The organism is Streptococcus mitis (assembly GCF_946190275.1).
GTDB lineage: Bacteria > Bacillota > Bacilli > Lactobacillales > Streptococcaceae > Streptococcus > Streptococcus mitis_DC.
Map to the genome: position 1 here is coordinate 1 of NZ_CAMHZQ010000005.1, position 18,791 is coordinate 18,791.

The 18,791-nt window shown below is 42.0% G+C and carries 22 protein-coding genes; 17 read left to right on the forward strand and 5 right to left on the reverse strand.

Annotated features, from left to right (window positions below):
- A partial coding sequence (locus tag N8M20_RS04060; RefSeq protein WP_261079158.1) for an LPXTG cell wall anchor domain-containing protein occupies positions 1 to 831 on the forward strand: 831 nt, incomplete at its 5' end.
- Positions 832 to 1,030: 199 nt separating this feature from the next.
- Here N8M20_RS04060 and gatB read toward each other — a convergent pair.
- The 3 genes from gatB to gatC are packed head-to-tail and all read right to left on the reverse strand — an operon-like array spanning position 1,031 to position 4,241.
- On the reverse strand, positions 1,031 to 2,473 hold the full coding sequence (gatB, locus tag N8M20_RS04065) for an Asp-tRNA(Asn)/Glu-tRNA(Gln) amidotransferase subunit GatB (RefSeq protein ID WP_261079159.1): 1,443 nt from the start codon (positions 2,471 to 2,473) through the stop codon (positions 1,031 to 1,033).
- Positions 2,473 to 3,939 (reverse strand): Asp-tRNA(Asn)/Glu-tRNA(Gln) amidotransferase subunit GatA, encoded by a 1,467-nt coding sequence (gene gatA, locus N8M20_RS04070; protein ID WP_261079161.1) that lies wholly within the window; start codon positions 3,937 to 3,939, stop codon positions 2,473 to 2,475. Before gatA ends, gatB begins: the two co-directional genes overlap by 1 nt.
- Positions 3,939 to 4,241, reverse strand: coding sequence for an Asp-tRNA(Asn)/Glu-tRNA(Gln) amidotransferase subunit GatC (gatC, locus tag N8M20_RS04075; RefSeq protein WP_261079162.1), 303 nt, complete (start codon positions 4,239 to 4,241; stop codon positions 3,939 to 3,941). The genes gatA and gatC overlap by 1 nt, the downstream gene beginning before the upstream one ends.
- A 755-nt stretch (positions 4,242 to 4,996) precedes the next feature.
- Here gatC and N8M20_RS04080 point away from each other — a divergent pair.
- A complete protein-coding gene (locus N8M20_RS04080; RefSeq protein WP_001025428.1) occupies positions 4,997 to 6,541 on the forward strand; it encodes a peptide chain release factor 3 in 1,545 nt (514 codons plus the stop codon).
- Positions 6,542 to 6,551: 10 nt separating this feature from the next.
- Positions 6,552 to 6,686 carry a hypothetical protein gene (locus N8M20_RS04085; RefSeq protein ID WP_261079163.1) on the forward strand — a complete coding sequence of 45 codons (135 nt, stop codon included), beginning with the start codon at positions 6,552 to 6,554 and terminating at the stop codon, positions 6,684 to 6,686.
- A gap of 421 nt (positions 6,687 to 7,107) precedes the next feature.
- On the opposite strand, the gene N8M20_RS04090 is transcribed toward N8M20_RS04085, so the two are convergent.
- A complete protein-coding gene (locus N8M20_RS04090) occupies positions 7,108 to 8,061 on the reverse strand; it encodes an aromatic acid exporter family protein (protein ID WP_261079164.1) in 954 nt (317 codons plus the stop codon).
- Between the two features lie 67 nt (positions 8,062 to 8,128).
- The gene (gene sstT, locus N8M20_RS04095) at positions 8,129 to 9,334 is read right to left on the reverse strand and encodes a serine/threonine transporter SstT (protein ID WP_261079165.1); all 1,206 of its coding nucleotides are present in this window, start codon (positions 9,332 to 9,334) and stop codon (positions 8,129 to 8,131) included.
- A 151-nt stretch (positions 9,335 to 9,485) separates the two neighbouring features.
- Here sstT and N8M20_RS04100 point away from each other — a divergent pair, with 151 nt between their 5' ends.
- The 14 genes from N8M20_RS04100 (at position 9,486) to N8M20_RS04165 (ending at position 18,747) form a co-directional block, all read left to right on the forward strand.
- A complete protein-coding gene (locus N8M20_RS04100) occupies positions 9,486 to 10,052 on the forward strand; it encodes a mechanosensitive ion channel family protein (RefSeq protein WP_001154854.1) in 567 nt (188 codons plus the stop codon).
- Positions 10,053 to 10,103: 51 nt separating this feature from the next.
- The gene (locus N8M20_RS04105) at positions 10,104 to 11,012 is read left to right on the forward strand and encodes a magnesium transporter CorA family protein (protein ID WP_261079166.1); all 909 of its coding nucleotides are present in this window, start codon (positions 10,104 to 10,106) and stop codon (positions 11,010 to 11,012) included.
- A gap of 14 nt (positions 11,013 to 11,026) precedes the next feature.
- The gene (locus N8M20_RS04110; RefSeq protein WP_261079167.1) at positions 11,027 to 11,554 is read left to right on the forward strand and encodes a YqeG family HAD IIIA-type phosphatase; all 528 of its coding nucleotides are present in this window, start codon (positions 11,027 to 11,029) and stop codon (positions 11,552 to 11,554) included.
- Between the two features lie 2 nt (positions 11,555 to 11,556).
- On the forward strand, positions 11,557 to 12,663 hold the full coding sequence (gene yqeH, locus N8M20_RS04115; protein ID WP_261079168.1) for a ribosome biogenesis GTPase YqeH: 1,107 nt from the start codon (positions 11,557 to 11,559) through the stop codon (positions 12,661 to 12,663).
- A 212-nt stretch (positions 12,664 to 12,875) separates the two neighbouring features.
- Positions 12,876 to 13,187 (forward strand): ribosome assembly RNA-binding protein YhbY, encoded by a 312-nt coding sequence (gene yhbY, locus N8M20_RS04120; RefSeq protein WP_000060169.1) that lies wholly within the window; start codon positions 12,876 to 12,878, stop codon positions 13,185 to 13,187.
- Between the two features lie 50 nt (positions 13,188 to 13,237).
- A complete protein-coding gene (locus N8M20_RS04125; RefSeq protein WP_261079170.1) occupies positions 13,238 to 13,867 on the forward strand; it encodes a nicotinate-nucleotide adenylyltransferase in 630 nt (209 codons plus the stop codon).
- Positions 13,867 to 14,460 (forward strand): bis(5'-nucleosyl)-tetraphosphatase (symmetrical) YqeK, encoded by a 594-nt coding sequence (yqeK, locus tag N8M20_RS04130; RefSeq protein ID WP_261079172.1) that lies wholly within the window; start codon positions 13,867 to 13,869, stop codon positions 14,458 to 14,460. Before N8M20_RS04125 ends, yqeK begins: the two co-directional genes overlap by 1 nt.
- Positions 14,461 to 14,961 (forward strand): cysteine hydrolase family protein, encoded by a 501-nt coding sequence (locus N8M20_RS04135; protein WP_173219932.1) that lies wholly within the window; start codon positions 14,461 to 14,463, stop codon positions 14,959 to 14,961.
- 12 nt (positions 14,962 to 14,973) lie between these two features.
- A complete protein-coding gene (gene rsfS, locus N8M20_RS04140; RefSeq protein WP_261079173.1) occupies positions 14,974 to 15,327 on the forward strand; it encodes a ribosome silencing factor in 354 nt (117 codons plus the stop codon).
- A 113-nt stretch (positions 15,328 to 15,440) separates the two neighbouring features.
- On the forward strand, positions 15,441 to 16,181 hold the full coding sequence (locus N8M20_RS04145) for a class I SAM-dependent DNA methyltransferase (RefSeq protein WP_314726175.1): 741 nt from the start codon (positions 15,441 to 15,443) through the stop codon (positions 16,179 to 16,181).
- A gap of 9 nt (positions 16,182 to 16,190) precedes the next feature.
- Positions 16,191 to 17,009 carry a hypothetical protein gene (locus N8M20_RS04150; protein ID WP_261079174.1) on the forward strand — a complete coding sequence of 273 codons (819 nt, stop codon included), beginning with the start codon at positions 16,191 to 16,193 and terminating at the stop codon, positions 17,007 to 17,009.
- Positions 17,006 to 18,103, forward strand: a complete 1,098-nt coding sequence (locus tag N8M20_RS04155) for a nucleotidyltransferase (RefSeq protein WP_261079175.1) — start codon at positions 17,006 to 17,008, stop codon at positions 18,101 to 18,103. Before N8M20_RS04150 ends, N8M20_RS04155 begins: the two co-directional genes overlap by 4 nt.
- A 131-nt stretch (positions 18,104 to 18,234) precedes the next feature.
- A complete protein-coding gene (locus tag N8M20_RS04160; RefSeq protein WP_180958189.1) occupies positions 18,235 to 18,489 on the forward strand; it encodes a type II toxin-antitoxin system Phd/YefM family antitoxin in 255 nt (84 codons plus the stop codon).
- 3 nt (positions 18,490 to 18,492) lie between these two features.
- Complete coding sequence (locus tag N8M20_RS04165) at positions 18,493 to 18,747, forward strand: Txe/YoeB family addiction module toxin (protein WP_261079176.1); 255 nt, start codon at positions 18,493 to 18,495, stop codon at positions 18,745 to 18,747.
- The last annotated feature ends 44 nt before the right edge of the window (positions 18,748 to 18,791 follow it).

The window sequence follows — 18,791 nt, forward strand, 5'->3', positions numbered from 1 at the left end:
TACATTTACAAAGAAACGAAGAAAGACGAAAAAGGCAATACAACGCATGTATACCGTCAAGTCGTAACAAGTTATGTGAATGAAGTAGGCAAAGAAATCAGCCCTTCAGACAAAGGAACGAAGGATAAGAAAGACATTCCAGAGTACATTTACAAAGAAACTAAGAAAGACGAAAAAGGCAATACAACGCATGTATACCGTCAAGTCGTAACAAGTTATGTGAATGAAGAGGGCAAAGAAATCAGCCCTTCAGATAAAGGAACGAAGGATAAGAAAGATATTCCAGAGTACACATTCAAAGAAACGAAGAAAGATAAAGATGGAAATACAATCCATGTATATACTAAGAAATCTTCTTCAACACCTTCAACTCCAAGTAATGAAGAAAGTAAATCAACAGTTTGGAAAGATACTGAAGGTAATGTTCTAAAACCTCAAGAAGATGGTACAAAAGATAAGGGAACATTTACTGGCTATGAATATGTCAAGACTATTTTAGTTGGAAATGTAACAACTCATATCTTTAAGAAAGTGATTACTCCAAGTCATGATGGAACACCTTCTCATTCAGATGTTCCTGGACAATCAGATAAGCCAAATCATCCAGAAGTGCCTGGACAATCAGATATCCCAACTCATTCAGATGTAACAGTGACATCAGATAAATCAACTCAAATAGAGACTTCAAATGAATCAACATTTGTAGATGGTAAACGGGAACTTCCGAATACAGGTACTCAATCATCAACTTCATCTCTCCTTCTTGGAGCTCTAGCAGCAATAACTGGCTTAGGTTTAGTGTCCAGACGTCGTAAAGATGATAAGGAGTAAGAAATGGTATAAAGCGTAATAAGTCGCTTATCTATCATTCTGAAGTTTATGATAATCAAGAAAAGCCTTTCCTCTATTCTTAGGGGAAGGGCTTTTTGAAGTAGGATATGTAAGTAAGGTAAACCCCAATAACGAAGTATATTGAAAAATCTCCAGACTAGAGAACTCACTGACAGTTCCTAATCTGGAGATTATTTTTTTAATCTTCTTTCAACTTAGCCAATTCTTGGGCAAGGAGTTTAAGGGCAACTTGTGGGTTGGCTTGGCCTTTGGTTGCTTTCATAAGGAAACCTGTGAAGGCCTTGTCTGCGTTACGTTTGCCTGACTTGAAGTCGGCAACTGCAGTTTCGTTATCCGCAAAGACTTGGTGGATAATTGGAATCAAGATTTCTGGATCTGAGATTTGAACCATGCCTGCTTTTTCCACGTATTCACGCGCACTGCCGCCATTTTTAGCAAGGTGGACAAAGACTTTCTTGGCAATCTTAGATGAGATAGTACCGTCTTCGATGATGGCAATCATTTCAACCAAGTTTTCTGGTGTTAATTCGATTTGTTCAAGTGTCTTGCCTTCAGCGTTCAAGAACTGAGCGACTTCGCCTTGGAGCCAGTTAGAGACTTGTTTGGCATCGCCACCGAGGGCAACAGCTTTTTCAAAGAAGTCAGAAGTGACTTTGTTAGCAGTCAACTGGTTAGCATCGTAGTCTGACAAGCCAAGGTCAGCCACGTAACGAGCACGGCGTTCTTTTGGAAACTCTGGCAACTCTGTCCGCATTTTCTCGATCCACTCGTCTGAGATTTCAAAGAGAGGTAGGTCTGGTTCTGGGAAGTAGCGGTAGTCTGCAGCCCCTTCCTTGACACGCATGAGGATGGTTGCTTTGTTAGCTTCATCATAACGGCGTGTTTCTTGGCGGATTTGACCACCTGAGCGAAGGATTTCAGCTTGACGTTGGACTTCGTATTCAAGACCTTTACGAACGTTTGAGAAGGAGTTGAGGTTTTTCAACTCAGTTTTGGTACCGAATTTTTCTTGACCATAAGGACGAAGAGAAATATTGGCATCCACACGCATAGAACCTTCTTCCATCTTAACGTCAGAAATGCCAGCGTATTGGATAACTTCCTTGAGGGCTGTCAGATAAGCGTAGGCTTCTTCTGGAGAACGCATGTCAGCTTCAGATACAATCTCAATCAATGGCACCCCTTGGCGGTTGAGGTCAACGTAAGAGTAGCCGTCTGTACCGTGGGTGTTTTTACCAGCGTCTTCTTCTAGGTGGGCACGTTCGATACCGATTTTCTTAGTTGTACCATCTTCTAGCTCGACTTCAATCCAGCCATTATAGCCGATTGGTTCATCAAACTGAGAAATTTGGTAGGCTTTAGGATTATCAGGGTAGAAGTAGTTCTTGCGGTCAAAGTGCATCTTTTTATGGATGTCCATGTTGAGGGCAAGAGCAGCCTTGATACCGGCATCGACAACACCTTTATTGAGAACTGGCAGAACTCCTGGGAAGGACCAGTCAATCACGTTAGTGTTGGCATTTTGGTCATTTCCAAAGTGGGCAGAAGTAGGTGAGAAGATTTTTGAATTGGTGTTGAGCTCTACGTGGACTTCAAGTCCAATGACTGTTTCAAAGTTCATTAGTTATCACCTCCAAAAATCACGGGTTGTTGTTTGTGGTAGTCTGTTGTTGCTTCAAAAGCAGCAGCAGCTTGGTAAATGGTTTCTTCAGAATACTTAGGACCAATCAATTGAAGACCGACAGGTAGACCTTGAGAGAAGCCAGCAGGAATCGAAATTCCTGGGAGACCTGCCAAGTTGACTGGGATGGTCAAAAGGTCAGCCAAGTACATGGCAACTGGGTCGTGGTTGAGTGAATCCAAGTCATAGGCAACACTTGGAGCAGTTGGTCCCAAAATCAAGTCATAATCCGCAAAAACTTTTTCGAAATCTTGAATGATGAGGGTACGGACCTGACCAGCTTTCTTGTAGTAGGCATCGTAGTAACCTGATGAAAGACTGAAAGTACCTAGCATGATACGACGTTTCACTTCTTCACCAAAACCTTGGCTACGACTGTTTACATAGATTTCATCAAGGTTGCTTGCATCTTCTGCGCGGTAGCCGTAACGGATACCATCAAAACGTTGCAAGTTTGATGAAGCTTCTGATGAAGCGATGATGTAGTAAACGGCAACACCGTATTTAGAGTGAGGCAGGCTGACTTCTTCGACGATAGCACCAAGTTTTTCAAAGTGTTTGGCTGCGTTCAAGATTGTTTCCTTAACCTCTGGGTCAATCCCTTCGCCAAGATATTCTTTAGGTAAAGCAATTTTCATGCCCTTGATGTCTTGACCGATTTTTGAAGTAAAGTCGGCAATGCGGACAGGGGCAGAAGTAGAGTCTTTAGCATCTTCGCTGGCAATAGCGTTGAGCAAGAGGGCATTTTCCTTAACTGTTGGTGCAAAAGGTCCAATCTGGTCTAATGAGCTACCAAAGGCAATGAGACCGAAACGAGAAACCGTTCCGTAGGTTGGTTTGAGACCAACGATTCCGTTGAAGGCAGCAGGTTGGCGGATGGAACCACCAGTATCAGAACCAAGTGACAAGCGAACTTGTCCAGAAGCTACAGCTGCGGCAGAACCACTTGATGAACCACCAGGAACCTTGTTTTGGTCCCAAGCGTTTTTAGTCGCACCGTAGTGTGAAGTTTCACCTGAACCACCCATGGCAAACTCGTCCATGTTGGTTTTACCAACGACAATCATGCCTTTAGATTTTGCATTGGCAACCGCAGTCGCATCAAAGATCGGCTCGTAGTTGTAGAGCATTTTTGAGGCTGCAGTTGTGAGAATGCCGTCTGTAGAGATATTATCTTTAACTGCAAGTGGAATTCCTGAAAGGACATTATCAGTGTCAATTCCAGCTTCATCAATAGCTTTAGCTTGAGCAAGGGCTTGCTCCTCAGCGATGGTAACAAAAGCGTTGATAGCTGTCTCGCGAGACTTGATATCTTCAAGCGTAGCTTGTGTCAATTCTGTTGCTGAAATTTCCTTAGAAACAAGGAGATTGTGCAAGTCTTCAATGGTTTTATTGTTGAAAGTCATTAGGCATCTCCTCCATCGTCTAGGATAGCTGGTACCTTGATATAGTAGTTGTCTTTTTCAGGTACGTTTTTAAACAGGCGATCGCGGTTTGTTCCTTCTTCGGCCACATCAGGGCGGAGTACGGTCTTGCGGTCAGCCATAGTCGTAGTGGGTGCGATACCAGTTGTGTCGACTTCGCCCAGCAATTCAACCATGTCAACAATTTTAGACAAGGTAGTCGCAAAGGCAGCAGTTTCTTCTTCAGAGAATCTTAATTTTGAAAGATTGGCAACGTGTGTTACCTCTTCTTGCGTAATTTTCATCTTGCATCCTTTCGTGAAATGATGATTTTTAGTCTGTTCTATTTTACCATATTTTCCTATAAATAAGGGAGGTAAAGCTGAAAAAAGACATCTGGCAAGTCGAGAAAGAGATTTTTAAAGAGACAAAAAATAGCCGTCCTAACTTTGGCGAGTTAACGAGCTATTTTTAGTTATGTAATTACAGCTACCGTCTTAAACGGCTCTGTGGGGTGTTGTTGACGCAACACCTTTTTCTATATTCATTGCAATATTTACTTTAAAAATTACAAGGGGAGTAGGATGGTTAGTACCTAAGTGGGGCAATAGTTGAATAGTAGGCATTAAAATTGCTAGATAGTTTTTGTTTGTTGTTTATTAGCAAACTAAGATTTTTTGGTTTTAATATGCACTCTTTTGGTATTCATTCCATAAAGCCTGAAGTTCATCCTTGAATTGGTAAAAGAGACAAAAAAATAGCCGTCCTAACTTTGGCGAGTTAACGAGCTATTTTTTAGTTATGTAATTACAGCCACCGTCTTAAACGGCTCTGTGGGGTGTTGTTGACGCAACACCTTTTTCTATATTTATTGTAACATTTATTTTAAAAATTGCAAGGGGAATTGTTCTACTTTAGCAGTGTCTGACATAAAATAGAAATTGAAAAAAATGCTAAAATCCGATATAATGGAATGTTGAAAGGAATGGTAAAATCCAATGTAGAAATCATTCTTAGCTATTGAACCAACTAAAAATAGAGAATCAAAGAAAGAGAACTTATGAATATTCAAGAAGAAATTAAGAAACGTCGTACCTTTGCCATCATCTCCCACCCGGACGCGGGGAAGACTACCATTACTGAGCAGTTGCTCTACTTTGGGGGCGAGATTCGTGAGGCTGGTACCGTAAAAGGAAAGAAAACTGGGACTTTTGCCAAATCTGACTGGATGGATATTGAGAAGCAACGTGGGATTTCTGTTACTTCATCTGTTATGCAATTTGACTACGATGGCAAGCGCGTGAATATCCTAGACACGCCAGGGCACGAGGACTTCTCAGAAGATACCTATCGTACCTTGATGGCGGTGGATGCTGCGGTCATGGTTGTGGACTCTGCCAAGGGTATCGAGGCTCAAACCAAGAAACTGTTTGAGGTTGTGAAGCATCGTGGCATTCCAGTCTTTACCTTTATGAACAAGCTAGACCGTGATGGTCGTGAGCCGCTGGACCTCTTGCAAGAATTGGAAGAAATCTTGGGCATTGCTAGCTATCCGATGAACTGGCCAATCGGGATGGGGAAAGCCTTTGAGGGCTTGTATGACCTCTATAACCAACGTTTGGAACTCTATAAAGGGGATGAACGTTTTGCTAGTCTAGAAGATGGGGACAAGCTTTTTGGAAGTAATCCTTTCTACGAGCAAGTCAAGGATGATATTGAACTTTTAAATGAAGCTGGGAATGAGTTTTCAGAGGAAGCGATTCTGGCTGGAGAATTGACGCCAGTCTTCTTCGGTTCAGCTTTGACAAACTTTGGTGTGCAGACCTTCCTTGAAACCTTCCTTAAGTTTGCTCCAGAACCACATGGACACAAGAAAACGGACGGTGAAATTGTGGATCCTTATGACAAGGATTTCTCAGGATTTGTCTTTAAAATCCAAGCCAACATGGACCCTCGTCACCGTGACCGTATTGCCTTTGTCCGTATCGTATCAGGTGAATTTGAGCGTGGTATGAGTGTCAATCTGCCTCGTACGGGTAAAGGGGCTAAACTGTCGAATGTTACTCAGTTTATGGCGGAAAGTCGTGAGAATGTAACCAACGCTGTAGCAGGTGATATTATCGGGGTTTACGATACAGGTACTTATCAGGTTGGGGACACTTTAACAGTTGGAAAAAACAAGTTTGAATTTGAACCCCTACCAACCTTTACTCCTGAGATTTTCATGAAAGTATCTGCTAAGAACGTTATGAAGCAAAAATCCTTCCACAAGGGGATTGAGCAATTGGTGCAAGAGGGAGCCATTCAGCTTTATAAGAATTACCAAACAGGCGAGTACATGCTGGGTGCTGTTGGTCAACTTCAGTTTGAAGTCTTTAAGCACCGTATGGAAGGCGAGTACAACGCAGAAGTGGTCATGAGCCCAATGGGTAAAAAGACCGTTCGCTGGATCAAGCCTGAGGACTTGGATGAACGGATGTCATCAAGCCGAAATATCTTGGCCAAAGACCGTTTCGACCAGCCAGTCTTCCTCTTTGAAAATGACTTTGCCCTCCGCTGGTTTGCGGACAAGTATCCAGATGTAGAGTTGGAAGAGAAGATGTAAATCGTTACAAATGACTAGCAACATAAAGTTGCTGTCATTTGACGGTAACCGCTATGGCGGTCTACCTAAACGCTTCACTAGGAAAAATCCACGAATATTATCGATTCGTGGATTTTTCCGTCGTAATGGTAAGGGAGCAAACTAGCTACCTGCCTCATTAACTACGTTTGGCAAATAGAATCGATTTGCCAAACTCCGTGTCGTGGATAATGTGACAGTAAGGTATACTGTATCTTATCTCAATTTCCTATGGAAAAGATGCTAAATTATATAGCTTATTCGTCCTGTTACTAACCTTTATGGTACTAACCTATAAATAAAAGAAAACTTCAGATATTCACCTTTTGTGATTGGTCTGAAGTTTTCTTTTTTATACTCAATGAAAATCAAAGAGCAAACTAGGAAGCTAGCCGTAGGCTACTCAAAACACCGTTTTGAGGTTGTGGATAGAACTGACGAAGTCAGCTCAAAACACCGTTTTGAGGTTGTGGATAGAACTGACGAAGTCAGTAACCTATATACGGCAAGGCGACGCTGACGTAGTTTGAAGAGATTTTCGAAGAGTATTACTGTCCATATTTTTTGTAAAAATCAACTTTTACTTGGATGAAGGTTTTGGCTTCGCGTAGGAGTTGAAGAAGGGTGGCGCGGGTTTCAAATTCTTCTCTTGTCTTGGGTAGACTGCGGTTTCGGAAGACTTCTAGATAGCGTTCAATTTCATCTAGCAAATCAGAAGCAGGATTGGTCTGGCTCAGTTGGCCTGCAATTTTTGAAAAAAGTTGGGCCAGAATCAGGCTTTCACTGGCAGCAAGGTGACAGGTGTTGATCTGCTGGGCCATGTTTCGCAGGATACGACTTTGACGCTGTCTCATCTCAAAGTAGTGGATATGGTAGTCGGTCTGATGAAAGAGATGGTCAGAGTGATCTAAATAGACCAGTCTAAGTGCTTCTTCCAAAAGGATGTCTAATTCTTCCACCAATTGTGCTCGATTACGCCCGTCCCCTTTGGATAAATAATATTTGAAGCGCTGGAGGATATCTTTTAACTTTTCTTCTACCAGCGTGTGGTAGTGCTGGATTTCCTCTTCTCGGGAAGGCATGTAGAGATTGACCAGTAGGGCAAATCCTGTACCGATTGCAAAGAGAAGGAATTCATTGACTAGAAGGTCTGGAGAGGTTGATTCTTGCACCAAGAGATGGCTGACCAAAACAGTGCTTGGTGTGATGCCAATTTCCCAGCCCATCTTATAGGCTAGAGGCACGTAGAGGGCAAGATAGAGGCCAAGGCTCCAGATATGAAATCCGCTCAAGTGAAAAGCCAAAACTCCGATAACCAGAGCCAGAAGCATGGAAAAGAGCCGATTGCGGGCTAGTTTTAAAGTACTTCTACGTGTATCAGATAGGCTTAGGAGGGCGATGATTCCAGCCGAGACAGCTGAGGAAAGATTGAGAAAATAAGCAAGCAGGCAGGCAAGGCAGGTAGCTAAGATGAGCTTGGTCGTACGTTGGCTAATAGACATAAGAATTTCCTAATAAGTTAGAATAAAAGCGTAAAAGACAAGACCTGAGCAGGCTTGTCTTTATGGATTATTTTTTACGGGCTGCTGCGTATTCGGCAACGGCAGTAAAGAGGACGTCTGTAGACGAGTTGAGGGCTGTTTCACATGAGTCTTGGATGACCCCAATTACAAAACCAACCCCAACAACTTGCATGGCAATATCGTTAGAAATACCGAAAAGACTACAAGCAACTGGGATAAGAAGGAGGGAACCTCCCGCAATACCAGAAGCACCACAGGCTGAGATAGCTGCTACCACACTGAGGACAAAGGCTGTCGCAAAGTCAACAGGGATTCCAAGAGTATTTACTGCAGCAAGTGTCAAAATGTTAATGGTAATCGCTGCTCCGGCCATGTTGATAGTAGAACCAAGTGGGATAGAAACAGAATAGGTATCTGGATCCAGTCCAAGGTCGTGACAAAGTTTCATGTTGACAGGGATGTTAGCCGCAGAACTACGAGTGAAGAAGGCTGTCACACCGCTGACACGCAAACATTTCCAAACGAGGGGATAAGGATTTCTCTTCATAAAGAGGAAGGCAATCAATGGATTGACTACTAGGGCCACAAAGAACATAGTTGTCACCAGGAGGGCAAGCAAGATTCCGTAGTTGGCTAGGCTTCCGATTCCCTTATCAGAGATGGTTTTAAATACGAGTCCTAAGATCCCAAATGGAGCTAGGTTGATGATCCATTCGACGATCTTAGAAGTCACATCAGCCATAGTTTTCAGCAATTCTTTACTATTTTTGCTGGCCTCTCTCATGGCAATCCCGAAAACAACTGCCCATGATAGGATACCAATGTAGTTGGCTGTGACAAGGGCATTGACTGGATTGTCAACCAATTTGAGCAAGAGGTTGCTGAGAACCTGTCCAATCCCGTCTGGTGGAGCAATATCGGTATTAGCGCTATTTAGGGTAATTTCAACAGGTACGATGAAACTTGCTAGTACAGCGATAAGGGCAGCGGCAAAGGTTCCTACTAAGTAAAGGAAGATAACGGTTTTCATGTTGCTATCTTGCCCTTTTTGATGTTGGGAAAGGGCATTGGCAACGAGGGCAAATACTAGAATCGGTGCGATGGCTTTGAGGCCACCAACAAAGAGATCTCCCAGCAGGCCAATTCCTGAAACGTTAGGAAGTGTCAGTCCTAGGGTTCCTCCAATCAGCATGCCAATCAAGATACGTTTGATTAGGCTTGCCTTATTCCAAGCATGAATGATTTTTTTCATAACAATCTCCTTTGTTGTGTAATGTTTATGATTATAGTATAAATATGAACTAAAATCAAGAATTTTCTGTCTATTTTTGAAATTATTTTTGAATATTTATGGAGAATGACACTTTATGAAAGTATGGTATAATAAATGAAAGGAGTTTTCTATGCAAGAATTTATTCAAACCTATCTCAATAAGCTTGATGTTACAGCGATTATCGAGAATATCTTAACCAAGTTACTTTCTCTTTTATTCTTATTTTTACTCTTTTATATAGCTAAGAAATTGCTCCATACCATGGTGCAGAGAATTGTTAAACCATCTCTAAAAATGTCTCGTCATGATGTTGGGCGTCAGAAAACCATCTCACGTCTGTTAGAAAATGTGTTTAATTATACCCTTTATTTCTTTTTACTCTACTGCATTTTGTCGATTTTAGGTTTGCCAGTTTCTAGTTTGCTGGCAGGTGCTGGAATTGCTGGGGTGGCTATTGGTATGGGAGCCCAAGGTTTTCTGTCTGATGTCATCAATGGCTTTTTCATCCTTTTTGAACGTCAACTGGATGTGGGAGATGAGGTTGTTCTGACAAATGGTCCTATTACTGTATCGGGCAAGGTTGTCAGCGTTGGCATTCGAACAACGCAACTCAGAGGAGAAGACCAGGTTCTGCATTTCGTTCCCAATCGGAATATTACCGTTGTCAGCAATTTCTCTCGTACAGACCAGGCCTGAAATTTTAGCAGATTTATGGTACAATAGAAAGAGTTTAATAAAGGAGAAAAGATGGTTTTAGAAAAGCAGTTGGGCAATGGTTGTACCTGGATTAACCTAGATTTGGATAAGTTGAAAAAACTAGAGGACCTTTCTGAAATCTACGGTTTGGACAAGGAAACCATCGAATATGCGCTGGATAGAAATGAGCGTGCCCACATGGATTATCACCGTGAAAATGGGACTGTGACCTTTATCTACAATGTCTTGAATTTGAAAAAGGATAAGGCCTACTACGAAGCCTTTCCCATGACCTTTATCGTGGAACATCGTCGCCTGATTACCATTAGTAATACCAAGAACGCCTATGTCATTGAACAGATGACCCGTTATCTGGAGAGTCATGACACGCTTTCGATTTACAAGTTTCTCTTTGCCAGTCTGGAAATCATCAGCAATGCCTACTATCCTGTCATCGAGCAAATGGACAAGAGTAAAGATGAGGTCAATGGGCTCTTGCGCCAGCGGACAACTAAGAAAAACCTTTTTGCCCTTTCCGACTTGGAAACCGGTATGGTTTATCTTACTGCGGCTGCCAAGCAAAATCGTATGTTGCTGGAACATATCCAAGGGCATGCTCTCTATCGCAGTTTTAATGAGATTGAGAGAGAACAGTTTGATGATGCCATGATTGAGGCTCATCAGCTGGTATCCATGACAGACTTGATTTCTCAAGTCCTCCAACAACTATCAGCATCTTACAACAACATCCTAAACAATAATCTGAATGATAATTTGACAACCTTGACCATCATTTCAGTCTTGCTAGCCGTTCTGGCAGTCGTGACAGGCTTTTTCGGAATGAATGTTCCGCTGCCTTTAACAGATGAGCCCCATGCTTGGCTCTACATCAGCTTGGCCAGTGCAGGTTTGTGGATTATCCTGTCATTATTACTAAGGAAAATTGCGAAAAAAAGTTAAGAAAAGGAGCCAGAATGGCGATTGAAAATTACATGCCAGATTTTGCTGTGGAAGCAGTCTATGATCTGACAGTCCCAAGCCTGCAGGCGCAGGGAATCAAGGCTGTTTTGGTCGATTTGGACAATACCCTCATTGCTTGGAACAACCCTGACGGGACGCCAGAGATGAAGCAATGGCTACATGATCTTCAGGATGCGGGCATTGCTATTATCGTAGTCTCAAATAATACCAAAAAACGAGTTCAACGCGCAGTTGAGAAATTTGGGATTGATTACGTTTATTGGGCCTTGAAGCCCTTCACATTTGGGATTGACCGTGCCATGAAGGAATTCCACTATGAGAAAAGTGAAGTGGTCATGGTAGGCGACCAGCTCATGACAGATATTCGAGCAGCCCACCGTGCTGGCATTCGCTCGATTTTAGTCAAACCCTTGGTCCAACATGACTCGATCAAAACGCAGATTAACCGAGCTCGTGAGCGCCGTGTCATGCGAAAAATCACTGAAAAGTACGGACCGATTACATATAAAAAAGGAATTTAACTATGGAAGAAATTCTCTGTATTGGTTGTGGAGCAACCATTCAGACGACAGACAAGGCTGGACTTGGCTTTACCCCCCAGTCGGCACTAGAAAAAGGTTTGGAGACTGGCGAAGTCTATTGCCAACGCTGTTTCCGTCTCCGCCACTACAATGAAATCACGGATGTCCAGTTGACGGACGATGATTTCCTCAAGCTCTTGCACGAGGTGGGAGACAGTGATGCCTTAGTGGTCAATGTCATTGATATCTTTGATTTTAATGGCTCTGTCATCCCAGGTTTGCCACGTTTTGTCTCAGGCAATGATGTCCTCTTGGTAGGAAATAAAAAAGATATCTTGCCCAAGTCGGTTAAGCCGAGCAAGATTAGCCAGTGGCTCATGGAACGTGCCCACGAAGAAGGGCTTCGTCCTGTGGATGTCGTCCTAACTTCAGCCCAAAACAAACATGCTATTAAGGAAGTCATTGACAAGATTGAACACTACCGTAAGGGCCGCGATGTCTATGTGGTCGGTGTGACCAACGTTGGAAAATCAACTCTCATCAATGCTATTATCCAAGAAATCACGGGTGACCAGAATGTCATCACGACTTCGCGCTTCCCAGGGACAACCTTGGACAAGATTGAGATTCCGCTTGACGACGGATCTTATATCTACGATACGCCGGGGATCATCCACCGCCACCAGATGGCTCATTACTTAACGGCTAAAAACCTCAAGTATGTCAGCCCCAAAAAGGAAATTAAGCCTAAAACCTATCAGCTAAATCCTGAACAAACCCTGTTTTTAGGTGGTCTCGGACGCTTTGATTTCATTACGGGTGAAAAGCAAGGTTTCACTGCCTTCTTTGACAATGAATTGAAACTCCATCGTACCAAGCTTGAAGGTGCTGGTACTTTCTACGACAAGCACCTCGGAACTCTTCTGACACCACCAAATAGTAAGGAAAAAGAAGATTTTCCAAAATTAGTCCAACATGTATTTAACATCAAGGACAAGACAGACCTAGTCATCTCAGGCCTAGGCTGGATCCGTGTAACAGGCACAGCCAAAGTCGCCGTCTGGGCACCAGAAGGCGTCGCCGTCGTCACACGAAAAGCAATAATTTAAAATAAAATCGCTGAGCGAACAAAGTGAGCTCATAAAAAGATAGTTATTGCCGTGGTGTCTTGCCAATCGATAGATTGGCAAGGGGCACAATTGAGACCAAGGCTCAATTGTGAGGTCAGGAAATCCATTTTTCAAAGATGAGATCTTTGGAAAATTAGTTCCGACCGTCCCTCACCACCTAAAATAACTATCAAAAAACAAGGAAGAAAATTATGTCATTAACATCAAAACAACGTGCCTTCCTCAACAGCCAGGCACACACCCTCAAACCCATCATCCAAATTGGGAAAAATGGACTTAACGACCAAATCAAAACCAGCGTCCGTCAAGCTCTTGATGCTCGCGAATTGATTAAAGTAACACTCTTGCAAAACACAGATGAAAATATCCACGAAGTAGCTGAAATTTTGGAAGAAGAAATCGGTGTAGATACAGTCCAAAAAATCGGACGCATCTTGATTTTGTTTAAACAGTCTAGCAAGAAAGAGAATCGCAAGATTTCTAAAAAAGTCAAAGAAATCTAAAAAACTACTCCAAACAACTGTTTTTACAGAGAAATAAAGGAGACTAGCCTATGGCAATCGAACTATTGACTCCCTTTACCAAGGTAGAGTTGGAGCCAGAAATCAAGGAGAAAAAACGCAAACAAGTCGGGATTTTAGGGGGGAATTTTAACCCTGTTCACAATGCCCATCTGATCGTTGCGGACCAAGTGCGCCAGCAGTTGGGACTGGACCAGGTCTTGCTCATGCCTGAATACCAACCTCCTCATGTAGATAAAAAGGAAACCATTCCTGAACACCATCGTCTCAAAATGCTTGAGTTGGCGATTGAGGGAATCGAAGGCCTAGCCATTGAAACCATTGAGTTGGAGCGCAAGGGCATTTCCTACACCTACGACACCATGAAGATTTTGACAGAGCAACATCCTGATACGGATTATTACTTTATCATCGGTGCCGATATGGTGGACTATCTGCCTAAGTGGTACCGAATTGATGAGTTGGTTGATATGGTTCAGTTTGTGGGGGTTCAACGCCCACGCTACAAGGCAGGGACTTCCTATCCCGTTATCTGGGTGGATGTGCCTCTCATGGATATCTCATCCAGCATGGTGCGTGACTTCCTTGCCCAAGGACGAAAACCCAACTTTCTCCTACCTCAGCCGGTGCTAGCCTATATCGAGAAGGAGGGGCTTTACTGATGGCCTATCAAGACTATATCAACTGCTCCCGTGAGGCTTTGTTGGAAAAAATGGCAGAGCTTCTACCTGAAAAACGTTTAACCCATTGCTTGGGTGTGGAGCGTGCAGCCATAGAACTGGCTCAGCGATTTGGAGTCGATACCGAGAAAGCAGGACTAGCAGGACTTCTTCATGACTATGCTAAAAAGCTGTCAGATCAGGAATTTTTAGACTTGATTGACCGTTATCAGCTAGACCCTGACCTCAAAAACTGGGGCAATAATGTCTGGCATGGTATGGTTGGCATCTACAAGATTCAAGAAGATTTGAATTTGCATGATCCAGAAATCCTACGAGCCATTGAAATTCATACAGTCGGTGCTGGTCAGATGGCAGCCCTAGATAAAGTCATCTACGTCGCAGACTATATCGAGCACAATCGTGCCTTTCCTGGAGTAGATGTGGCACGTGAGATTGCAAGTCTATCGCTTAATAAGGCGGTGGCCTACGAAACAGCTCGCACTGTGGAGCATCTAGTTCATCAGGGATTCCCCATCTATCCCCAAACCCTTGAAACCTATAACGCCTTTGTGCACTATTTGAAAGAGGACTAAATGAAGACGGCTTTTATAATCATTGATGTTCAGAATATTTTAGTGGAAACCGGTTTTCAGACAAATAGTCTATTGGAAAAAATTTCTTATTTACAAAACCAGGCTAGAAGTAAGAATATCGAAATTATTTATGTTCAACATATTGAGAACGCTGAAGCTCAAACATCAGAAGATTGGCAGTTATCTGAGCTTTTAAACCGAAAACCTGATGAAAAGGTCTTTCAGAAGAAGTATAACAGTATTTTCAAAGAAACTGGTTTAAAAGAATACTTGGATAAACAGGGGATTGAAAAATTAGTTTTATGTGGTATGCAGACAGAATATTGTGTGGATACCTCTGTCAAGGTTGCTTTTGAATATGGCTATCAGCTTATTATTCCAGAAGGAACTTGCACAACGTTTGATGGGAAAGACATTCCAGCAGAAACGATAAATGAATTTTATGAGGGCATTTGGGAGGGGCGCTTTGCAGATGTCCTAGATTACAAACATATTTTCTAGAAAGAGGACTAAATGAACGAAAAAGAATTACTAGAACTAGTCGTGAAAGCGGCTGATGAGAAACGTGCTGAGGATATCCTTGCACTTGATGTACAAGATTTGACTAGCGTGACGGATTACTTTGTTATTACTAGTTCAATGAATAGCCGTCAGTTGGATGCTATCGCTGACAATATCCGTGAAAAAGTAGCGGAAGCTGGTTTTAAAGGCAGCCATATCGAAGGCGATGCAGCTGGAGGATGGGTCTTGCTAGACCTTGGTGGTGTCGTTGTGCATATCTTCTCAGAAGAAATGCGTGCCCACTATAACTTAGAAAAACTATGGCATGAGGCGAATTCAGTAGATATTTCAGAAGCTCTTGCTTAGAAGATGAACTCAGTTGTATTCAACTGGGTTTTATTTGCTTATTTTTAAAAGGAATGTGATAGAAAGGTATAGGGCAAGTGGTGTTTGCCATGGAAGCTCTTGGTATCATGATTATGGCAACTTATGAAACCTTTGCGGCGGTCTATGATGCAGTCATGGACGATAGTTTATACGACAAATGGACGGATTTTTCGCTTCGTCATTTGCCTAAGACTAAGGAGAGAAAGAAGCTCTTGGAATTGGCTTGTGGGACAGGTATCCAGTCTGTTCGCTTTTCTCATGCTGGTTTTGATGTGACTGGCCTGGACTTGAGTGCTGATATGTTGAAAATTGCCGAGAAGAGAGCTTCTTCAGCCAAACAAAAGATTGATTTTATGGAAGGCAATATGCTGGATTTGTCTAAGGCAGGTCAATACGACTTTGTCACGTGTTATTCGGACTCAATCTGCTACATGCAGGATGAGGTGGAAGTAGGGGACGTCTTTAAGGAAGTCTATAATGCTCTCAACGAAGATGGCATCTTCATCTTTGATGTGCATTCGACCTACCAGACAGACGAAGTTTTTCCAGGCTATTCTTACCATGAAAATGCAGAAGAGTTCGCCATGCTCTGGGATACCTACGAGGATGCAGCGCCTCACTCTATCGTTCATGAGTTGACTTTCTTTATCAAGGAAGAGGATGGGTCCTTTAGTCGCCACGATGAAGTGCATGAGGAGCGGACCTATGAAGTCTTGACCTATGATATTTTGCTGGAACAGGCTGGATTCAAGTCCTTCAAACTCTATGCGGACTTTGAGGACAAGGAGCCAACAGAAACTAGCACCCGTTGGTTTTTTGTCGCGCAGAAGTAGGAGATTACCATGATAAAAGGACAAGTTTGGCTATTAGTATTTATCTTATTTTATTTTGGCTTTTACTGCATAAAATTTAGAGATAATATTAGACTTAAACCGTTAGTAGATATTAAAACTGAGTTTCAGAGTGATCTTGATTTATTTTATGAACATATATCTTTTAAAAACTGGAAAAAAGCAATTGTGTCAATCCTCTTGATTATAATAGGGATTATTATCTTAGTATTTTTATCAATATTAGGTCTGTTTCTACTAATTTTAAAAATATCTTTATTATTTTTGAAGAAGATTGTAATTTATGAAGCTGACAATAAATTTGAAATATTTAAATATGTGTTACTCCCTATGATATTAGCGTATTTGTTTGGTGAATATGCTAAGACTGTTGAGATAAGCAATACATCTTTAAATATAATAATTATTTTTGGAGATAAAATTATACAATTGTTTGGTGAATATTCAATTATTCCATTGACTTTGTTGATTTCTGCAACTGTATGTTATACATTCAAATTTTTAGTAAAAAATGATACAGATTTTATTAAGGAATTGTTTGAATATTTTTGGAACTGGATTAAAGTTCTTATAGTTACTTTGCTATTTATTTTAATTATTGGATCTTACTTACTCCTTTTAGATGAAGTAAAAAATAGTATCTCTAGTAAGGATCCATATACGATTATACCGATATTTATTGCTAGTTGTATTGTTACATCCAAGATAATTGTTAGATTAATAGTTGTTAAAAGTAATAATGTGCCAATGAAGGCTAAACGACATCCCTTTAGAATAAAAAGGAAATATAGACGTAGGAGATTAGCATGACCATCACGGGTATTATTGCGGAGTTTAATCCTTTTCATAATGGGCATAAATACCTGCTGGATCAGGCTGAGGGACTGAAAATTGTTGCCATGTCTGGGAATTTCATGCAGAGAGGCGAGCCTGCTATTGTGGATAAGTGGACACGGGCCCAGATGGCACTGGAAAATGGTGCAGATTTGGTAGTAGAATTGCCCTTTTTAGTCAGTGTTCAGGCGGCGGATTTCTTCGGTCAAGGAGCTGTGGATATCTTGACACGCTTGGGCATTGATAGTCTAGTTTTTGGGACGGAGAAAGTTCTAGATTACCAGAAAATCGCTGACTTATATACAGAGCAGGCTACTAAGATGGAGAAATTTGTGGAAAATCTGCCTGACTCTCTCTCTTATCCTCAGAAAACTCAGGTCATGTGGAAGGAATTTGCTGGTCTTGATTTTTCTGGCAATACGCCCAACCATGTCCTTGCTCTGGCCTATGCCAAGGCGGTTGCTGGACGAAACATCAAGCTGCATCCGATTCAGCGTCAGGGGGCTGGCTATCATTCTGTGGATAAGGATGTGGACTTTGCTTCGGCGACAGCCCTTCGTCAGCACCAAAGGGACAAAAATTTCTTAGAACGTTTTATGCCTTCGGTTGACCTCTTTGAAAATGCTAATAAGGTGAGTTGGGACGACTATTTTCCCTTGCTCCGCTATCAAATCTTGTCAAATCCAGACCTAAACACTATCTATCAGGTCAATCAAGAAATGGCTGTGCGCATCAAGGATGCTATCAAGATAGCCCAATCTGTGGAAGACTTGGTTGAGGTGGTTGCGACCAAGCGTTACACCAAGGCGCGTGTCAGACGCCTTTTGACCTATATTTTGGTTCAAGTTAGAGAAAGTGACTTGCCAGAAGGCATCCATGTCCTTGGCTTTACCGAAAAAGGCAGACAACATCTCAAGTCTCTGAAAGGGCAGGTCAATCTAGTCAGCCGAATTGGTAAAGAACCCTGGGATGCCATGACTCAAAAGGCAGACCAGATTTACCAACTGGGAAATTCAAGTATAGCAGAGCAGAATTTTGGAAGAGTGCCGATTAGAATAGAAACAAACTAAGTCTACTGAAAGGTGGACTTTTTGAGATTTTTTACGAATAAATAGATAGAAAAGAAAATCTTGTACAAGTTCCTGACAATTTCTTTCTTTTCGTGTATAATAGTGGAAAAGAGGTAAAACGAGGTATGGTTATGGAAGCAGTTCTTTACTCAACATTCCGAAATCATTTAAAAGACTACATGAAAAAGGTAAACGATGAATTTGAACCTTTGACGGTGGTCAATAAAAATCCAGACGAGGACATTGTAGTCCTTTCCAAGAGCGAGTGGGATAGTATTCAGGAAACTTTGAGAATTGCTCAAAACAAGGAGTTATCTGACAAGATCTTGCGAGGAATGGCTCAAGTTCGTGCTGGAAGTACTCAGGTCCATGTTATTGAGGAGTAAGAAATGCTGCTCAAGTTTACAAAGGATGCCTGGGCAGATTATTGCTACTGGCAAACTCAGGACAAGAAAACACTAAAAAGAATCAATAAACTAATCAAGGATATTCAACGCGATCCATTTACAGGAATAGGAAAACCAGAACCACTCAAGTATGACTACCAAGGAGCTTGGTCACGTCGTATCGACGCAGAAAATCGCTTGATTTATATGATGGATGGAGATAGCGTGGCTTTCTTGTCTTTCAAAGATCATTACTAAGTCTACTGAAAGGTAGGCTTTTTCTCAAATCTTTACTAAACTAG